This window comes from Dyella marensis, assembly GCF_049532885.1.
Classification (GTDB): Bacteria; Pseudomonadota; Gammaproteobacteria; order Xanthomonadales; family Rhodanobacteraceae; genus Dyella_D; species Dyella_D marensis.
The window spans coordinates 105,759-124,213 of the sequence record NZ_CP064029.1 but is presented as its reverse complement, the minus strand read 5'-3'; the positions used below and the strand labels follow the sequence as shown (position 1 = coordinate 124,213).

11 protein-coding genes and 1 tRNA gene are annotated in these 18,455 nt (G+C 66.7%); 1 reads left to right on the top strand and 11 read right to left on the bottom strand.

Annotation, left to right across the window (positions count from 1 at the left end):
• Window positions 1–8 precede the first annotated feature (8 nt).
• The 3 genes from ISN75_RS00460 to ISN75_RS00450 form a co-directional block, all read right to left on the bottom strand.
• On the bottom strand, window positions 9–1,136 hold the full coding sequence (locus ISN75_RS00460) for a Fic family protein (RefSeq protein WP_343819269.1): 1,128 nt from the start codon (window positions 1,134–1,136) through the stop codon (window positions 9–11).
• A 156-nt stretch (window positions 1,137–1,292) separates the two neighbouring features.
• Window positions 1,293–1,369 (bottom strand) — tRNA-Arg (locus tag ISN75_RS00455).
• 148 nt (window positions 1,370–1,517) lie between these two features.
• The gene (locus ISN75_RS00450) at window positions 1,518–3,416 is read right to left on the bottom strand and encodes a M61 family metallopeptidase (RefSeq protein WP_167254915.1); all 1,899 of its coding nucleotides are present in this window, start codon (window positions 3,414–3,416) and stop codon (window positions 1,518–1,520) included.
• Between the two features lie 269 nt (window positions 3,417–3,685).
• Here ISN75_RS00450 and ISN75_RS00445 point away from each other — a divergent pair, with 269 nt between their 5' ends.
• On the top strand, window positions 3,686–4,279 hold the full coding sequence (locus tag ISN75_RS00445) for an outer membrane beta-barrel protein (protein ID WP_167254909.1): 594 nt from the start codon (window positions 3,686–3,688) through the stop codon (window positions 4,277–4,279).
• A gap of 74 nt (window positions 4,280–4,353) precedes the next feature.
• Here ISN75_RS00445 and ISN75_RS00440 read toward each other — a convergent pair whose 3' ends face one another.
• From ISN75_RS00440 to ISN75_RS00405, 8 genes are all read right to left on the bottom strand, one after another.
• A complete protein-coding gene (locus tag ISN75_RS00440; protein WP_343819270.1) occupies window positions 4,354–6,258 on the bottom strand; it encodes a M61 family peptidase in 1,905 nt (634 codons plus the stop codon).
• A 597-nt stretch (window positions 6,259–6,855) separates the two neighbouring features.
• Window positions 6,856–8,289 carry an amino acid permease gene (locus tag ISN75_RS00435; protein WP_343819271.1) on the bottom strand — a complete coding sequence of 478 codons (1,434 nt, stop codon included), beginning with the start codon at window positions 8,287–8,289 and terminating at the stop codon, window positions 6,856–6,858.
• A gap of 76 nt (window positions 8,290–8,365) precedes the next feature.
• Entirely contained in the window at window positions 8,366–9,610 is a 1,245-nt protein-coding gene (locus tag ISN75_RS00430) for a sterol desaturase family protein (RefSeq protein ID WP_343819272.1), read from the bottom strand.
• Window positions 9,607–10,299 carry a lysoplasmalogenase gene (locus tag ISN75_RS00425; RefSeq protein WP_243868056.1) on the bottom strand — a complete coding sequence of 231 codons (693 nt, stop codon included), beginning with the start codon at window positions 10,297–10,299 and terminating at the stop codon, window positions 9,607–9,609. Before ISN75_RS00425 ends, ISN75_RS00430 begins: the two co-directional genes overlap by 4 nt.
• 327 nt (window positions 10,300–10,626) lie before the next feature.
• On the bottom strand, window positions 10,627–12,906 hold the full coding sequence (locus ISN75_RS00420; protein WP_168648954.1) for a TonB-dependent receptor: 2,280 nt from the start codon (window positions 12,904–12,906) through the stop codon (window positions 10,627–10,629).
• A 374-nt stretch (window positions 12,907–13,280) separates the two neighbouring features.
• Entirely contained in the window at window positions 13,281–14,609 is a 1,329-nt protein-coding gene (locus tag ISN75_RS00415) for an ectonucleotide pyrophosphatase/phosphodiesterase (protein ID WP_343819273.1), read from the bottom strand.
• A 64-nt stretch (window positions 14,610–14,673) separates the two neighbouring features.
• Window positions 14,674–15,768: a glycerophosphodiester phosphodiesterase gene (locus tag ISN75_RS00410; protein WP_343819274.1), complete on the bottom strand. Its 1,095-nt coding sequence runs from the start codon at window positions 15,766–15,768 to the stop codon at window positions 14,674–14,676.
• Between the two features lie 393 nt (window positions 15,769–16,161).
• Window positions 16,162–18,426, bottom strand: a complete 2,265-nt coding sequence (locus tag ISN75_RS00405; RefSeq protein WP_343819309.1) for a TonB-dependent receptor — start codon at window positions 18,424–18,426, stop codon at window positions 16,162–16,164.
• Window positions 18,427–18,455: the final 29 nt, after the last annotated feature.

Here is an 18,455-nt window from a genome sequence, read left to right as displayed (position 1 = left end):
GGCGAAGCTCAGTGCTTCACGTGATAACGCGTACTGCGGCCGCCGCCCGGCAGGCGCTCCAGGTAACCCTTCTCGACCAGGTCGGCCAGGTGGCGCGTGGCGGTGGCCTTGGACACCTTGGCTACCACTTGGTATTTCGACGCGCTGATGCCCTGCTCGAAGCCGCGCTCGCCGCCATCGAGCAGGCGATTGAGCACCTTGAGCTGTTCCGGCAACAGGCCCTGGTACGAGTGCTGCAGCCAGAAGCGCGCCTTGTCCAGCACGCGGTCGATGCGCTGCAGAGCCTCGTTCAAGCTGTGCTGCAAGGTGGCGAGAAACCACCGCAGCCACGGCGTGACGTCCAGCGTGGCCTTCTGGCTGGTTTCGAGCACGTGGTAGTAGCCGGCGCGGTCGGCCAGGATGCTGGCCGACATGGTGTAGAAGCGGATCGCCTGATGTTCGGCCTGCGCCAGGGCCAGGTCGGTGATGGCGCGGGTCAGGCGGCCGTTGCCATCGTCGAACGGATGCAGGGTGACGAACCAGAAGTGCGCCAGCCCGGCGCGCAGCAAGGGATCGAGCGCGGCGTCGCCGCGGCTGCTGTTGAACCAGGCCAGGAAGGCATCGAGCTGCACCTCCAGGCCGGCGCGGGGCGGCGCTTCGAAATGCACGATCGGCCGGTCGAGCCGGCCGGACACCACCTGCATCGGCTCATCGCCGCGCAGGCTGCCCACGCGGATGGGCCGTGCGAGCAGCGAATCCTGCTGCGCGAACAGCCAGGCATGCCAGTCGAACAGGCGCTGCGCGGTCAATGGCTCGCGATAGCGCTGGGTCGCGTCGAGCATCAGCTCGGCCAGGCCTTCGCTGCGCGGGGTGGTGGCCGCTTTCGCGTCCTGCGCTACGCCCAGCCGCCGCGCCAGCGAGGAACGCACGGAGGCCACGTTGAGGCGCTCACCCTCGATCGCCGAGGAAGTGATGATGTTCTGCAGCAGGGTGTCGAGTTCCCCTTCGACCTGTTCGTCGCCCGCGATCGCACCGGCCATGCCGAGCAGGCGGCCCTGCAACTGCTGGCAGGAGCGCAGCAGGGGCGCCAGCGTCCTGGCGTGCCAGCGGAAGGTGGGCCAATCCGGCTGTTGCCAGATCCAGTGGGGGTGATCCATGCGGCGGACTCCCAAGGGGGTGAGCCGATTACGCCACTTATTCGGCTCACGGAATGAGCCGATTATGGTCGATATTCGGCTCACGCGCCATGGGGCGCCCAGGGCCTACGGCACCTGCGGCGCGACGGTATCGCGTTGCTTTTGATTCAAGGGAAATGGCGCGCCCGGAGGGATTCGAACCCCCGACCAATGGCTTCGGAAGCCACTACTCTATCCGGCTGAGCTACGGGCGCGTGGTGCGGCGAGGCCGCCGGCGGCCCCTGGGGCGGCGGCGGAGCGCGGAGTATAGCGGCTTGGAGCCATGCGTGCGACGAGGAACGCCGATAACGAAAAGGCCCGCCTCGCGGCGGGCCTTTTCGCGGCGTGCGCCCGATGGATCGCTCAGCGCGCCTTGAGCAGCTCCGAGAGCTGGTCCGGCTTGCCTTCGATGCGCTCCAGGTGCGGGTACTTCAGGCCGTCGTGATAGTCGATGCGCAGGGTCTGGTACTGGTCGAAGTTCTTTACCAGCAGTTCGACCGGCTTGCTCTTGTCCTTGGCCGCTTCGGTCACCGCGTCCTTGACGGCGTCGCTGGAGAACTCCTTGCCGTTCACCGCGACGATCTTCATGCCCGGCGACAGGCCGGCCTTGAAGGCGGGGCCGTCCCACAGCACGTCCATGATGTCGCCGCCCTTGCCCAGCGACACGCCCAGCGAATACACCAGGTTGGCGCCGCCGAAGCGGGCCTCGGCCGCCTTCACCACCGGCGAGGGCTTGTCGTTGTAGACCAGCTTCCAGCCGTGCGCCTCGATGCCGCCGATCAGCGGGCCGTGGCCGTCAAGGCGCTCGCGCAGGTAGCTGGCCCAGTCGAACGGCTGGATGTCGTTGAGCGTCTTCACCACGTCCTCGAAGGTGTAGGTGTTGACCGCCCACTCGCCATTGTTCATGCCGAAGAAGGCCTTGCCGAAATCGTCGATCGACTTCTTGTTGCCCGACAGCGAACGCAGCTTGCCGTCCACTTCCAGCCAGATCATCTGGCCGCCGGAGTAATAGTCCTCGCTCATCTGGTAGTTGCGGTAGGGCAACGGCCGGCGCTGCGCGATGATCGGATCGTTGGTGGTGTCCTGGATATTGCGCCACTGCTGCAGGCCCGGACGGCCCTTGTCGTAGTTGGCGGCGACGTTGGCGAGCATGTCGCGCGCTTCTTCCGGCTTCCACAGGCCCGAGCGCGCGGCCATCACATAGCCCCAGAACTGGGTCTGGCCTTCGTACACCCACAGCAGGCTGTCCTGCATCGGCACGTTGAAGTTCGGCGTGGACAGATCCGCGCCGCGGCGGTACTTGCCGTCCCAGGAGTGGTTGAACTCGTGCGGCAGCAGGTCGCGCGCCAGCACGTTCTTGTCCCACTCGGTGAAGTAGCCGGGGCCCACGCCGTTCTCGCTGGAGCGGTGGTGCTCCAGGCCGTTGCCGCTCATCTTGTCGCTGAGCGAGAACAGGAAGTCGTAGTGGTTGTAGTGGTGCGCGCCGTACATCTTGTACATCTGCTGCACCAGGTTCTGGTGCGCCTTCAGCTGTTCCGGCTTGATTTCCAGGTACTTCGGGTCATCGGCCACGATGTTGAGGAACACCGGCGTCTTGGCGCCCGGGTCCAGGTCCACGCGCTTGAAGTACTTGCCGGCGTAGATCGGCGAGTCGACCAGGTCGTCGAACTTGATCGGCTTGAAGGTCACCGTGTCGCCGTCGCGCGAAGCCTGCTCCAGCGCGGTGCCGAACTGCCAGCCGGCCGGGAACTTCACGCTGGCCTCGGCCTGGATGCGGGCGGCGACATAGCCGGCCGGATACAGCGTGACCGTATTCCACTGCACGTTGAGCATTTCCGGCGTCATCACCACGCGGCCCTGGCGGGTGTCCTGCGGGGAGAGGAACTGGAATTCCACGTCCACGCTGCTGGCGCCCTGCGGCACCTCGACGTGGAAGGCGTAGACGTTGAGCGGATCGCGCGTCCACTTCAACTCCTTGCCGTTGGCCGACACCTTCAGGCCCGCCAGCTTGTCGATCGGGCCGGACGGCGAATGGTTGCCCGGCAGCCACTGCGGATACAGCAGGGTCAGCGGGCCGGGCTGCGCCGGCACCGATTCGCGCACGCGGAAGATGCGGCGGGCGATGTCGGTGGCATCCACGCTCACCTTGAGCGTGCCGTTGAACGGCACGTCCTGCGGCGCCGGGACGTCGGCTTGAACAGCGAAGCCGCACAGGCCGAAGCCCGCGGCGAGGATGGCGGAAGCGAGGCGCGAAGCTTTCAAAACGGTCTCCTGATGGCAGACGCGCAACGCCCATGGGCGGACGTTGAACGGAATATGACCGTCCGATGCTAGACCGCGGCGGCATGCCGCACCCCCTGCCAGAGGTCATGCGGCAGGCTGAACCATGCCTTGCTTCAAATCCCGCCGGGGGTTTGGAAATGTAAAAACGCCCTTATCCTTCGTGGCCCGCGCTACCCCACGCGGGCCGCAGCGACGATTTCCCCCTCAGATCGCGCCGCGGAAAACCCAAAAAGAAAATGGAGTTCTCCATGAACAAGCTTCTGCTCTCGGCCGTGCTGGCCGCTGCTGCCCTGTCCCCGTTCGCTGCCCAGGCCGATGACGCCGCCAGCAGCAACCAGCTCAACAACTTCTTCGTGACCGGCAACCTCGGTCAGAGCAACTACCGCGTGGGCGGCCTGTCCGACAAGTCGGACGTGTTCCAGAGCGTTCGCTTCGGCTGGCGCTGGAACAACATCGTCGGCGCCGAAGCCGGCTACACCTCGCTGGGCCAGGCCAAGCAGTACATCGGCCCGGTCACCGTCGGCTTCCAGCCGAAGGCCGTGATCCTCGGCGTGAACGCCAAGTACGGCTTCTACGGCAACTGGTTCGTCACCGGCCACGGCGGCTACCTGCGTTCGCGCACCACCGCCAGCACCACCTATGGCGACCTGCGCGCCACCGAGAAGAGCTGGAACAACGGCTGGTACGCCGGCGTGGGCGTGGGCTACAACGTGACCGACAACGTCGCGCTGGCACTCAACTACGACAACTACCGCGTGAAGTACGGCCGCGCCGGCGCCAGCCAGTCGCAGGCCAACGTCAACGTGGCGGCCTACTCGGCGTCGATCGAGTACCGCTTCTAAGCGCAGCTTTTCGCGCAGGCAACAAAAAAGGGCGCCTCAACGGGCGCCCTTTTCTTTTCACCATGCAACGCGGGTTACTTCAGCGGCGCGGCAATCTGTCCCAGCCGGTCTGCCCCGCTTGCGCGCGTGAGGTGCGGATAGCGCAGGCCGTCGCGGTAGTCGATCGATACGGTCTGGAAGAACTCGTTGTTCTTCACCAGCAGCTGGATCGGCGTGCCCTTGTCCTTGGCCGCCTTGATCGCGTCCTTCAGCCCGTCTGCCGAGTAGTCGCGCCCGTTCACCGCCACCAGCTTCAGCCCCGGCACCAGGCCCGCCTTGAACACCGGCCCGCCCCATTGCACGTCGGTGACCTTGCCTTCGCGGTTGAGCGCCAGGCCCATGCCGTACAGGAGGTTGACCGAATGGCGCACGCTCTCCATCGCCTTCTGCATGGACGAGGGCTGGTCGTTGTATTCCAGCTTCCAGCCCGCCTGCTCCACGCCCTGCTCGGGCAGCTTGTCGCCCGTGTAGTCCAGGCGCTCGTGCAGGAACTTGGCCCAGTCGTAGGGCTGCACCTTGTTCAAGGTGGCCACCACGTCGTCGAAGGTGTAGGTCAACGGCACCTGGCTGCCGTCCTGCACGCCGTGGAAGGCGCGCACGAAATCGTCCAGCGAACGCTTGCCGCCGCTGAGCTCGCGGATGCGGCTGTCCGCCTCCAGCCACAGCAGGGTGCCTTCCGGGTAGTAGTCGACGCCGCGCATGCGGTTGGCCCAGCGCGAACCCTGCGAGGAGGTGAGCTGCACCGCGTCGGCGGTGTCCTGCAGCGAACGCCACTCGCGGCCGGTGCGGTTGACCATCGCCGCCTGCGTCTCGGCGATCCAGTCGCGGTACTGCTCCGCCGTCCACATGCCCGAGCGCGCGGTCAGCACCTCGCCGTAGTAATTGGTGAGGCCTTCGTAGACCCACAGCAGATCGCCCTGCATCGGCACGTTGTAGTTCGGCGTCCACAGGTCGTGCGGCCGCCGGAACTTGCCGTTCCACGAATGCACGAATTCGTGCGGCAGCACGAAGGCCGCCGACAGATACATGTTGTCGTCGGTCAGGAAGGCCGGCGGCAGGCGGTCATCGCTGGACTGCTGGTGTTCCAGCCCGAACGAGCCGTTGTGGTCCGACAGCGTCAGCAGGAAATCGTAGTGCGCGTAATGCCGCGCTCCGAACAGCTTCACCGCCTGCACCGCCAGCGCCTTGTGCTGCGCCTCCTGCTTGTCGCTGAGCTTCAGATTGCCCGGGTCGTCGGCGACGATATCCAGATACACCGGCCCCTTGGCATCCGTGCTCAGCTGCACGCGCTTGAAGTATTCGCCCGCCACCAGCGGCGAATCCACCAGCTTCTCCAGGCTGACCGGCTTGAACGCCACCTGCGCGCCGCTCTGCCCGCTCACCTCCAGCGCACTGGCGAATTTCCAGTCGCGCGGCAGGGTCACCGTGGGCTGCACTTCGATGCGGCTGGCGTAGTAGCCGGCCGGATAGAACAGCACCTGGTTGAATTCGATATCCACCAGCTTCGGCGTGGCCGACCCGGTGGCGCCATACAAGCCGCCGCCCTCTTCCCCCGGCGCCAGGAACTGGAAATCCAGCTGCAGGCTGCTGGTGCCTTCGGGCACGTCCAGGTTCAACGAGAACATATCGCGCAGATCGCGCCGCCACGGCAGCTGCTTGCCGTTGGCCGTAATCACCAGGCCACTGACGTTGTTGATCGGCCCCGACGGAATGTGCTCGCCCGGAATCCACTTCGGGTAATACAAGGTGAGCGGCCCCGGCTTGACCGGAATGGTCTGCGCGACCCGGTAGATGCGCTTGGGCGCATCGGTGACATCCACCTTGAGCGTCAAGGTCCCCGGATAAGCCTGATCCACCGGCTCCGCCACCTGCGCCTGCGCCAGCGGCACCGCGCCCAAAGCCAACGCAACCGACCACCCCAGCAACGTCCTGGCGAACATACGGCGTCTCCCCTTCGGTGAGTAATGCCCCGGGATGCTAGGCCGATGCGGTCGCCACACCGCATGCCAGAGGTCATGTGAAAAGCGGCCTCACGCGCGGCTTCAGCGCCCGACATGGCGCGGCGCACGAAGGTGTCGGATTGGGTCTGCCTGCGGCTCCCCCAACCTATGCCAGCGCCTCGAGATTGAACGGTGCGCTCCGCCCGGCCCCTCACCCCGCCCTCTCCCCGGAGGGGAGAGGGAGAAGTGGGGTGGTGTCGCATACAGGAACGAAGAGCAAAAGCTGGCCTCGATTCTTGAACATCCTCTCGGCCACGGCACGTTGAAGCAGCCGTTACGTAAACGCACTGATGTTTCGTGTAGACCCAGGTTAATCAAGTTACCGCAGCCGTCCACTGCTCCTTCTAGTCGCGTCGCGAGCCTTTGCTCTCAGGCTATTTCTCTTTGGTTACTTTCTCTTTGAGCCAGCAAAGAGAAAGTGACTCGGGCGCCGGCAGGCGTCCGAAACGCCCGCTGCATAAGCGGCCCATTCGCGTCACCGCGAACACCAGGCGATATCGCCACTGGATCCCGGCCTGCGCCGGGATGACGGACAAGTCAAGCCTTCTCCAGCTTGCTGTGATGCATCCCATAGAAGAAATAAACAGCCAGCCCAATAGTCACCCAAATCAAAAACACCTCCCAGGTAACCAACGGCAACTCCGCCAACAACCAGATCGAAAACGCAATGCCAACCAACGGCACCAGCGGCACCAACGGCGTGCGAAAGGAGCGATGCAGATCCGGCTTGCGCTTGCGCAGAATCAACACCGAAGAACAGATCACGATAAAAGCCGACAACACGCCAATATTGACCAACTTGGCGACCTCCTCAATCGGCAACAGCCCCGCCACCAAGGCGGTGAACACACCGAGCACCACCGTCGGCCGATGCGGCGTCCCAAACCGCGGATGCGGCTTCGCAAACCACCCCGGCAGCAAACCATCGCGCGCCAGCGCAAACCAGATCCGCGTCGCCCCCAGCATGAAGGCGAACAGCACGCTGATCAGGCCGAACACCGCCGACACCGACACCGTCAGCGCCACCCAATGCAACCCCAGTGCCTTGAACGCATCCGCCACCGGCGCATCGGTCTTCAAGGTGGTGTAGTGCGCGATGCCGGTCAGCACCATCGACACCGCCAGGTACATGGTCATCGAGATGCCCAGCGACAGCAGCACCGCGCGCGGCAGGTCGCGCTGCGGATTCTTCGATTCCTCCGCCGCGGTGGTCAGCGTGTCGTAGCCGAACACCGCGAAGAACACCACGGCCGCCGCGGTCGCCACACCCTGGAAACCGAAATGGCCGACGCCGTCGGGGCCGACGATGCGCTGCGGAATAAACGGCACCCAGTTCTCGGGCTTCACGTAGAACACGCCGACGCCGATCACCAGCGCCACCGCCGCCACCTTGATCGCCACCACCAGGGTGTTGAAGCGCGCGCCCCATTCGGTGCGGAAGATCAGCAGCGCCGACACGCCCAGCGTCACCAGAGCGGCCACCACGTTGAACACGTGGCCTTCGCCCGTGCCGATGGCGCCCTTGGCCCATACCGGCAAGTCCACGCCGACACTGGCCAGCGCCGATTGCACATAGCCGGACCAGCCGATCGCCACCACCGCGACGATGAGCGCGTACTCCAGCAGCAGGTCCCAGCCGATCAGCCAGGCCGCCAGCTCGCCCAGCACCGCATAGCCGTAGGTGTAGGCGCTGCCGGTGACGGGGATCAGGCCGGCGAATTCCGCGTAGCACAGAGCCGCCGCGGCGCTGGCGATGCCGGCGATCAGGAACGAGATCGCCACCGCGGGGCCGGCGTTGAGCGCCGCCTGCTGGCCGGCCAGCACGAACACGCCGACGCCGATGATGCCGCCGATGCCGATCGCGGTGAGCTGCCACAGCCCGAGCACGCGGCGGAAGTCGCCGCGCTTGCCGACGTCCGCCTGCAACTGCTCGACCGACTTGTGGCGGATTAGCTTGCTGACCACGCTCATCGCTGGATATCCCACGCAAAGGAAGCGGCGATGATAGCGAATGCCCCCTGCCCCGCCATGCTGCGGGTGCGCGCGGTCAGGCGGGCTGGCGCGTACGCAGGCGGATGGTGGCGAGCGCGGCGGCGCTGCCCAGGCACAGCGCCACGATGGCCGGCGCCAGCGCCGGCGGTGCGGCGGCGGCGCCGAACCAGCCGCCGGTGATCACCGCGGCCAGCGCCGTCGCGGCCAGCCGCGCCGCTTCCAGCCAGCTGCCGGCGCGGCGGCCTTCCAGCAGCACGCCCAGCGCGGTGAGGCTGAAGAGCAGGAAGGCCGCATAGGCCAGCAGCGCGGAGGCCGGCATGCGCTTGGCCATGTCCAGGAACCACACGCCCATCAGCAGCAGCAGCGCGAACTGTGCGATGCCGTAGGCGCCAAGGCCGCGCGGCAAGGCAGGCGCATAGCGCGGGCGGGCCATGTCGAAGGCCGGCTTGGGAAACCGCTCGGCCACGTCGGCCGGCCGCCAGCCCGGGGGCTTGAACCACACCAGCAGCTTGTCGCGCCAGCGCCGCGCATGCCAGGCGTCCTTGGCCGTGGCCCAGTACACCTCGGCATTCGCCCACAGCGGATTCCAGCTGCGCAGCGGCGCGCGCGTGCCGTACACCGGCGGGTCGCTGTCGTCTTCCTCGATAAAGGTGCCGAACAGGCGGTCCCACAGAATCAGGATGCCGCCGTAGTTGCGGTCGAGGTAACGCTCGTTCACCGCGTGGTGCGCGCGATGGTTCGACGGCGAGCAGAACACGCGGTCGAACCAGCCCAGCCGCCCCACCAGCTCGGTATGCACCCAGAACTGGTACAGCAGGTCGATCAGCGCCACCACCGCGAACACTTCCAGCGGGTAGCCCAGCAGCGCCATCGGCAGATAGAACAGCCAGCCCAGCAGCACGCCGCTGCCGGTCTGGCGCAGCGCGGTGCTGAGGTTGTAGTCCTCGCTCTGGTGATGCACCACGTGCGCGGCCCACAGGATGTTCACCTCGTGCCCGGCGCGGTGCAGCCAGTAATAGAGGAAGTCGTACAGCAGCAGGCCGCTCACCCACACCCACCAGCGGTCGGCCGGCAGCGCCCAGGGCGCCAGGTGCGCGGCGCACCAGGCGTAGATGCCAAGGGTGAGCAGCTTGGAAAACACCGCGACGATCTGCGAGATCACGCCCAGCGACAAGCTGTTGACCGCATCGCTGGCGTGGTACACGCGCCGGCCGCGCCACTTCGCCACCAGCAGCTCCAGCGCGATCAGCGCGAAGAAGGCCGGCGTGGCCCAGCCGATGATGACCTCTTGGGTATTCACGCCAGCGCCGCGTCCTCCGGGGACGCACGCATCACCGAACGCGCCAGCAGCCACAGCGCGCCGAAGTAGCTGCCGAGTATCCACAGCGCCGCCAGCGGCAGGCTGATGCGGAAGCGGTTCCAGGCCAGCAAGGTGTCGCTGAGCATGAACAGGATCGAGCCCGCGCCGGCCAGCCAGGCCGGGTTCGCCAAGGCATCGCGGGTCAGCGCGTGATACCAGGCGCGGCCCACCGCCTGTCCGCCCATCAGGGCCAGTACCAGCGTGTAGATCACGATCGGCAGGTGCAGCTCCACCGGCAGGGTGGGCCACAACGACCACATGCACAGCGCCGCATAGCCCAGGCAGATCAGCAGCGCGATCGGCCTGGCGCCCAGGCGCACGTCGCCCGTGAGCGCCACCAGAAAGCACAGATGCGCGAACAGGAAGGCCACCAAGCCTTCCACGAAAAGGTCCTGCGGCAGCATCAGCAAGACGTCGCCGACCAGGGCCAGCCCCAGGCCGCCCAGCACCCAGGCGCGGTAGCGCGCCGAGATCGGCTCGCGCACGCGCCACGCCAGGGCAAACACCAGCCCGGTCGCCAGCGGCTTGCAGGCCCAGTGCAGCCACATCCACTGGCTGCCGTCCTCGGTGTCGGCCAGCATCGCGCCGGCAATGGCGCCCAGCGCCGACAACAGGACGCCAAGGGCCATCCAGCGGGGAACGGCTTGGATCGGAACAGCAGAAGAAATGGCGGCCATGCGGGCGGATCGGGCGGAGATACGCCGGCGATCATAAGTGGGGCGGGGCGTTCCCGGAATCGCTACTTTATTTTTCCCGGGTGCAGGTCGCGTTTGGGGGCTGGGCGATGAGCCCCTCTCCCATCGGGAGAGGGGTTGGGGTGAGGGTACGGGCGGAGCGCAAGAGTGATGCGCACCGCTCCGCCCGTACCCTCATCCGGCTGCCGCCACCTTCTCTCCCACGGGGACTACCTTCGGGTCGCCGGAGGGAGAAGGGTCCAACTTTGGAGGACTGACGGCTCAGAAGCGCAAGGTTGCCGTAAGCATTGCCGCGCGCGGCGCGCCCACCTGCATGGTGGCGAACTGGCCCTGCGGGTCGCTGGCCACGAAGCCGTTGGTGCCGATCGAGCCGAAGTACTTCTTGTCGGCCAGGTTGGTCACGTTGAGCGCCAGCTTCAGGTCCTGCACCACGCCGAGCTTGCCCACGTCGTAGGCGGCCGAGGCATTGAACAGCCAGTACGAGGGCACCGCGCCGTCATTGATATAGGTGTAGTAGCGCTTGCCGGTGTAGTTGGCCGACGCGCGCAGGTCCCACGGACCGGACACCCAGGCCAGCTCGGTGAAGAACAGCTGCTTGGGGCTGTCCACCACGGTCTTGTCCTTGGTCGGCACCACCACGCCGCCGTCGACGTAGTTGTCGTCGTAGCGCGAGCGGTTGTAGGACAGCGAGTTGCGCCAGCGCAGTTCCTGCGTGAGCTTGAAGTTCAGCGCCAGCTCCGCGCCGCGGCTGCTCACCGAGCCGACGTTGGCATAGGCGCTGGGGCAACCCACGATGCCGCTGCAGCGCGAGATCGCCAGCAGGCGGTTGTCGAACTTCACGTCGTACAGCGCCAGCGAGGCCTCGTAGAAGTCGGACACCGCGCGCAGGCCGCCTTCGAAGGTGCGCGACTGTTCCGGCTTGAGCGAACGGCCGAAGGTGTCGAACGCCACCTGGGTGGTGGCCAGCGGGCCGGAGACGCCGGCCTGGAACGCGGCGATGTTCTTGGAGTACGAACCGAACAGCTCGTAGCCGCCGCCCAGCTGGTAGGCCGCGCCGACCTGCGGCAGGAAATTCTTCTTGGCCACCAGGTCGCCCGACGCATAGGCGCGCGCGGTGCCCGGCAGGTTGGTCGCTTCCACTTCGGTGCGCGGTGCCTTGAAGCCCACGTCCACGCTCAGGCGGTCGTCCAGGAAATGCATGCTGTCCTGCACGTAGAACTGGCGCGTGGTGGTTTCGTAGTGCTGGTAGAACAGGCGCAGGTTCGGGTTCTCGAGGAACTTGCGGTCGTCCACCGGGCCGGTGATGAAGTAATAGTTGCGCTGCACGTTGTGGTTGCTGTCCTCGTACCACACGCCCGCTTCCAGGTGATGCGCGCCCAGGTCCCAGGTCAGCGCCGCGGTGCCGCCGGCGCGGTCGATGCCGTACTCGGTGGTGCGGATCGAGATCGGGGTTTCCTGCGCGGTGCCCGGGAACGACGCCTGGTACGGCGTGAACCAGTGGCCCTGGCCGCGATCGTAGTGGTAGTAGCCGGTGGCCTTCAGGCGCACGCCCTCGGCCAGCGCGAAGTCGCCGAACAGGCTGGCGATGCGGTCCTTGCGCACGCCGCGGCCGGCGTAATAGGCGTCGTCGGCATTGGTCACGCCGCCGGTGTAGATGCCCTTGGCCGCATTCACCGCGCGGTTCCAGTCCGGCGCGTAGTTGTCCCAGTTCCAGCCCAGGCGATGCAGCATGTCCAGCGAGAGATCCTGGTAGTCGGTCTCGTCGCGGTCGGAGGTGGTCACCAGCGCGCCGATGCGGCTGTCGCCGAAATCGTAGGTGGCCTTGCTGTTGAACTGCATCTGCTCCTGGTCGCCGTCGCCCTTCCACTTGTTGACGTCGGAATAGGCGCCGGAGATGTACATGGCGAAGCCGTCGACATTGCCCGTGTCCAGGCGCACGAAGGTGCGGCGCGCCGCATCCGTGCCGAAGCCCTGCGCGAACTGCACGCCGTACTTGGGCAGCGGGTCGGACGAGTAGAACTGCACCGTGCCGCCGAGGTCGCTGGTCGACGCCGTGCCGAGCGCGCCGATGCCTTCGGCCAGTTCCGCGCTGCCGAGGTTCTCGGCGATCAGCGCGCGGCTGATGTGCAGGCCATTGTTGTTGCCGTAGCTCATGTCGCCGAGCGGGATGCCGTCCAGCGTGAAGCCCAGGCGGTTCTGGTTGAAGCCGCGCAGGCTGAAGCGGGTCGACCACTCGTAGTTGCCGAACGGATCGGACGATTCGAAATGCACGCCCGGCTTGCCGGCCAGCACCTTCAGCGCGCTGGTGCCCGGCGGCAGGATCTTCACGTCTTCCACGGTGATGCGCTGCACCTGGCGCACTTCGCCCTGGCCGATCGCGGAGACCGACTCCAGCGTCTTGGCCTTGTCGGCGGCGGCATCGGCCGGCGCGGCGGGCGTGGTGTCGTTGTCGCCGGGAGCTGCGGCGGCCGTGCCGTGCAGCGCCGCGAACAGCGCGAGCGCGAGGCCGGTAAGGCGGATGGAACCCTTGCGGACTGACATGCGTACGTTTCCTTTGCGCGACCGATCCCCTCGCGGGGAGCCACGTCGACAGGTGGAATGGGTGAATGGGAAAAAAGAACGGCTGCCCCTTCGGCGGACGCATCACCCCTTCGCGTCCTGAAGCTGCCCTGCAAGGACGACATGACGCGACCGCCAGCAGCCGTTGGTGTGCAAGCTTGCTGGGGATTTGTGAAATCGGATTTACATCTGCGTGTCAGTGGGCGCGGATGTGCGTTGGCGCGGATTCCCGGCCCACGACAGGAATAGGGCGTAGGTTGGGGTGAGCCGCAGGCGAACCCCAACGATGCGGTGCATTGGGACGTGGCGATGTTGGGGTTCGCCTGCGGCTCACCCCAACCTACGCGGGCATGGCGTTATGGCGAGAACAACACCTTGCCCTGCGCCGCCGGCAACGCCACCCCCAGCGACTTCGCCAGCGTCGGCGCGATATCGCGCATGTCGATCGCACCGAGGTTCTTGCCCACCGGCACGCCCTTCCCTTCCACCAGGAACGTCGAGCGCATCATCGGCCAGGCCGGGTCGTAGCCGTGCATGCCGCGGTAATGGCTGGGCGCCGGCAGCGGCGTGTCGGGCTTGATCGCCATCTCGTAGCCGGCCTTGAACAGCACGAACCACGAGGCCTGCGCCGTGCCGCCGCGCGCCACCGTCTGCGCATGATCGAGCACGCGCTCGATGCCGTACGCCGGATTGCCCTGCAGCTGCGCGAGCAGGCCCTGCACCTTGGCCACCGTCGCCGCGTCGCCCGGCTCCTTCAGCACGATCGCCGCGCTGCCGCCGTCGTTCCACGGCATCGCCTGCCAGTCGGCCACGGCGCCATCCTTCAAGGTGATCAGGCCGGCCTGGATAAAGGGCGCATAGAGATTCACGTCCTGCTGCACCGGCGCAAAGCCGTGATCGGATACCACCGCGATCACGCCATCCGGATGCACGCGGCGCGCCGCCGCCACCATCTCGCCGACCAGGCCGTCGATGCGCTCCAGCGTGCGCTTCGATTCCGGCGTATCGGGGCCGCTGTGGTGCTGCTCGTGATCGAGCGAAGCCAGATACGCCGTCATGAAGGCGGGTTGGCGCTCTTCCAGCAGCTTCACCGCGAAGCGCGTGCGGTTCTCGTCGCCGGCCAGGGTCTCGTCGATGCCGTCGGCATAGGGGCCGAGTTCTTTCTCCAGCGCCGGCAGCAGGCCGGGCGTGGCCAGCGCGGCGAGCAGCTTGCGGTCGTCCGGCAGGCCGGTGCGCCAGATCTGCGGCAGGTTCCAGTCCACCTGCGCGCCCACGCTCACCGGCCAGTGCACGTTGGCGGTGCTCAGGCCCGCGGCATGCGCGGCGTCCCACAGCGTGGGCACGCGGATATCGCTGGCGTACCAGGCCCAGCCCTGCTGGTTCTTGTTGGTGGGGTCGAAGGTGAGATTGCCGGCGATGCCGTGCTGGTCCGGCGACACGCCGGTCAGCAGCGTCGTATGGCTCGGATACGTAAGCGTCGGCAGCACGCCGCGCACGTCGGTGGCGTAGCTGCCTTCGCTCATGAAGCGCTGCAGGTTGGGCAGCTTCAGGCCGTGCTGCGCGGCCTGCAGCACGTCGGCCGGGCGCAGGCCGTCGATCGAGATCAGCAGCACCGGTACCGCTTGGACCGGTGCGAGAAAAGCCAGGCCGAGCAGGCCGGCCGCGAAGCCACGTTGCAGACGCATGGAGTCACCGCGCAAGGAATGAACGGGCGAGTGAACCCGTTCGCGGTGACAGCGTGATGGCAGCTCAGCGACCGTCCACCGCTTTGCGGCCCAGGGCCGGGTCGTCGGTAAAGAAGGCATCGACGCCGGCATCCAGATAAGCGCGGATTTCCGCGATGGAACCGGCCTCGTTGAAGGTCTTCGGGTCGCTGCCCTGCCAGAAGTTCTTCGCCTGGAAATGGTTCTCCGGGCGGAACGTGTACGGGTGCAGCTCCAGCTTCGCCGCATGCGCGTCGTGCGCCAGCGCGGTGGGCTGGCCCAGCCTGCCATCCTTGTCGAGCGGGATGATGGCGCGGATGTTCGGGCCGATCGCGTCGGCATAGCCGGCGATCTCGCGCAGCCCGGCCGGCTTCATCATGTCGGCATAGGTCAGCTTGCCGCCCGCCGCCGCCACGTCGTACGGCTGCTCCTTCGGATCGTCCAGCAGCTGCAGCAGGCGCACGTTCGGATGGCTCTTGCCCAGCTTGCCGCGCAGGTAGCGCAGGTTGGCGATTTCGAAAGACTGGATCTCCACCGGCGCGGTGCGCGTGTAGCTGTGCGCGTCGAGGATGGCCAGCACGCGGTCTTCCATCGGCAGGCCGGCTTTCTGGAAATACGTGCCGTGCTTGATCTCGGGGATCAGGCCCACCGTGCGCCCTTGCGCGGCGGCTTCGGCAGCGACGAAATCGATGATTTCGTCCAGGGTGGGAATCTGGAACTGCCCGTCGTATCTGGTGCCGCGGAATTCCGGCAGGCGCTCGCGCGCGCGCAGGGTTTTCAGTTCCGCCAGGGTGAAGTCTTCGGTGAACCAGCCGGTGACCGCGTGGCCGTCGACGGTTTTGGTGGTCTTGCGCCCGGCGAACTCCGGGTGCGCCGCCACGTCGGTGGTGCCGCCGATCTCGTTCTCGTGGCGCGCCACCGGCACGCCGTCCTTGGTCATCACCAGGTCCGGCTCGACGAAGTCGGCGCCGTCGGCGATCGCCTTGGCGTACGAGGCCAGGGTGTGCTCCGGCCGCAGCGCGCTGGCGCCGCGATGGCCCAGGACGAGGACCTTTGCAGCAATCGGTTTTTCGGCGGCGTGGATGGCGCAGGGCAAGGCCAGGCTCAAGGTGACCAGGGCTAGCCAGCATAACGGTTTCATGGGGTGCTCCTGACCGGGCTAGTAACTCTACTTCCAGGAAAGAGTCCTTCTCCCTCCGGCGACCCGAAGGTAGTCCCCGTGGGAGAGAAGGTGGCGGCAGCCGGATGAGGGTGCGGGCGGAGCGATGCACATCACTCTTGCGCTCCGCCCGCACCCTCACCCCAACCCCTCTCCCGGGGGGAGAGGGGCTCAGCGCTGCGGTATTCCTCAAATCTTCAAGTTGAAACCCTTCTCCCTCCGGGAGAAGGTGGCGGCAGCCGGATGAGGGTTCGGCCGGAGCGGTGCATATCACTCTTGCGCTCCGGCCGGACCCTCACCCCAACCCCTCTCTCCCACAAGGACTACCTTCGGGTCGCCGGGGGGAGAGGGGCTCTACCGTACGGCATCGCTGGCTTAGAACTTCACATCCAACGTGAGGAAGCTCTGCCGCGGCGCACTCGCATGAAACGCCAGCTGCCGCCCGTTCGGATCGGTGTTGGCAAACGCCGTCAGGTTCGACGCATAGCGCTTGTCGGTCAGGTTGCTCACGTTGAGCGACAGCCGCACATCCTGCGCGAACCAGGCCGCGCCGAAGTCGTAGCCGGCGCCGAAGTCGAACGAGGTATAGCCGCCGAAGCCCTGGTCATTGGTGTAGGTGTAGTAGCGCGAGCCGGTGTACTTGCCGCGCAGGCTCAGGTTCCAGGGGCCGTAGGTCCAGGCGATCTCGCTGGCGAACATGCGCTTGGGCGTGTCCACCGTGACCTTGCCCTTGGTCGGCACCACCGCGCCGTTCTGCACGTAGTTGTCGTCATACGTGGAGCGGTTGAACGAGGCCGAGTTGTACCACTGGAAATGCTCGAACGGCTTCCAGATAAAGGTGAACTCCGCGCCGTGGCTGCTCACCGAGCCGACGTTGTAGAAGCGCGTGGTGCACGCCGCCGTGGTGCCCTGCTGGATGCTCGGGCAGGGGTTGAGCGAAAGCAGGCGGTTGTCGAACTTCACGTCGTACACCGCGGCCGATGCCTCGAACTCGCGCTGCACGATGCGGTAGCCGCCTTCGATGGTGCGCGACTGCTCGGGCTTGAGGTTGCCGCGGGTGGCGTCGAACGAGGCCTGCGTCACCAGCAGCGGGCCGCTGGCGCCGCCGCCCTGGAACGCGGCGATGTTCTTGGCGTACGACAGGAACAGCTCCTGGCCGGCATCGAGCTTGTAGCCCACGCCCACCTGCGGCAGCAGGTTCTTCTCGGCCTTCAGCGTGCCGTTGGCCACCGGCGCCTCGTAGTTGCCCGGCGCCTGGCGCGCGGTCATGGTCACGTGCGGGCTCTTCACGCCGATGTCCACGCTGAGGCGGTCGTCCAGCAGCTTGAAGCTGTCCTGCAGATAAGCCTGGCGCGTGGTGATGGTGTAGGCCTGGTTGAACAGGCGGCGGTCCGGATCGCTCAGGTAGGTGTCGTCGCTGATCGGGCTGCTGAGCGTGTACGGGATGTAATAGAAGTTGCGCTCGACGTTGTGGTGGTTCTGCTCGTACCACACGCCGCCTTCCAGGTGATGGCTGCCCAGGTCCCAGCCCAGCGACGCCAGCACGCCGTTGCGGTTGATCTTGTAGTTGGTGCTGCGGATCGAGATCGGCAGCTCCTGCGCCGTGCCCGGGTTGGACTTCTGGCCCGGCGACCACCAGTGGCCCTGGCCGGCGTTCTCGTGGTGATAGACCTGCGCATGCACGGTCACCGCGTCGCTGGGATAGAAGTCGCCGGCGAGGTAGTACAGGTCGTCGCGGCGCAGCGCGCGGCTCTGGTAATAAGCGTCGTCGATATTGTCCACGCCGCCGGAATAGCCGCAGCGCGCGTCCTTCGCACCCTTCACCGTGTAAGCCGGCGCGCAGTAAGCCGCGGCCAGCGCGCGCTTCCAGTCCGGCGCGTACAGGTTCCAGTCCCAGCCCAGGCCGCGCGCCATGCCGCTCTTGGACAGATACGCGTAGTCGGCCTGCGAAGTGCGCGAGGTATCGGCGAAGGCGGTGATGCGGCCGCCGTCGAACTGGTACACCGCCTTGGCGTTGAATTGCTTGGTGGTGGTCGGCGATTCCGGCGGCGCCCACATGTCGGCGGTGGCGCGCACGCCCGACAGATACATGGAGAAGCCGTGGAAGTCGCCGGTATCCAGGCGCAGATAGGTGCGGCGGTTCTGGTCGCTGCCGAAGGTCTGCGCGAAGCGGCCGCCGAAGGTCGGCAGCGGATCGGCGGAGAAATACTGGATGGCGCCGCCCAGGTTGCTGGTCGAGGCGATGCCTAAGCTGCCGATGCCCTGCGCCAGTTCGGCGCCGGAGGCGTTCTCGGCGATCAGCGCGCGGCTGATGTTCAGGCCGTTGTAGTTGCCGTAGGCGTTGTCGCCCAGCGGCAGGCCGTCCAGCGTGTAGCCCAGGCGCTGGCCGTTGAAGCCGCGCAGGCTGATGGTCTGCGACTCCTCGTTGGCACCGAAGGCGTCGTTGGACTGCACGTTCACGCCCGGCATCCGGTTGAGGATCTTCTGCAGGCTGGTGCCCGCGGGCAGCACGGCGACGTCCTTGGTGGTCACGCGCTGCACCTGGCGGGTTTCACCCTGGCCGATCACCGAGACGCCTTCCAGATTCTTGGCCGCGTCGGGCTTGGCGGTGGCGTCGGCGGTCGGCAGGTCCTCGGCCATGGCACCGTGGGACAAAGCGGCGAGCGCGA

What these genes read in the sequence shown, in the direction of transcription:
- ISN75_RS00445 (WP_167254909.1), top strand. Translation starts at nt 3,686, where the DNA reads ATGAACAAGCTTCTGCTCTCGGCCGTGCTGGCCGCTGCTGCCCTGTCC.
- ISN75_RS00435 (WP_343819271.1), bottom strand. Translation starts at nt 8,289, where the DNA reads ATGAGCGTGGTCAGCAAGCTAATCCGCCACAAGTCGGTCGAGCAGTTG.
- ISN75_RS00440 (WP_343819270.1), bottom strand. Translation starts at nt 6,258, where the DNA reads ATGTTCGCCAGGACGTTGCTGGGGTGGTCGGTTGCGTTGGCTTTGGGC.
- ISN75_RS00405 (WP_343819309.1), bottom strand. Translation starts at nt 18,426, where the DNA reads ATGGCCGAGGACCTGCCGACCGCCGACGCCACCGCCAAGCCCGACGCG.
- ISN75_RS00410 (WP_343819274.1), bottom strand. Translation starts at nt 15,768, where the DNA reads ATGAAACCGTTATGCTGGCTAGCCCTGGTCACCTTGAGCCTGGCCTTG.
- ISN75_RS00425 (WP_243868056.1), bottom strand. Translation starts at nt 10,299, where the DNA reads ATGGCCCTTGGCGTCCTGTTGTCGGCGCTGGGCGCCATTGCCGGCGCG.
- ISN75_RS00415 (WP_343819273.1), bottom strand. Translation starts at nt 14,609, where the DNA reads ATGCGTCTGCAACGTGGCTTCGCGGCCGGCCTGCTCGGCCTGGCTTTT.
- ISN75_RS00420 (WP_168648954.1), bottom strand. Translation starts at nt 12,906, where the DNA reads ATGTCAGTCCGCAAGGGTTCCATCCGCCTTACCGGCCTCGCGCTCGCG.
- ISN75_RS00460 (WP_343819269.1), bottom strand. Translation starts at nt 1,136, where the DNA reads ATGGATCACCCCCACTGGATCTGGCAACAGCCGGATTGGCCCACCTTC.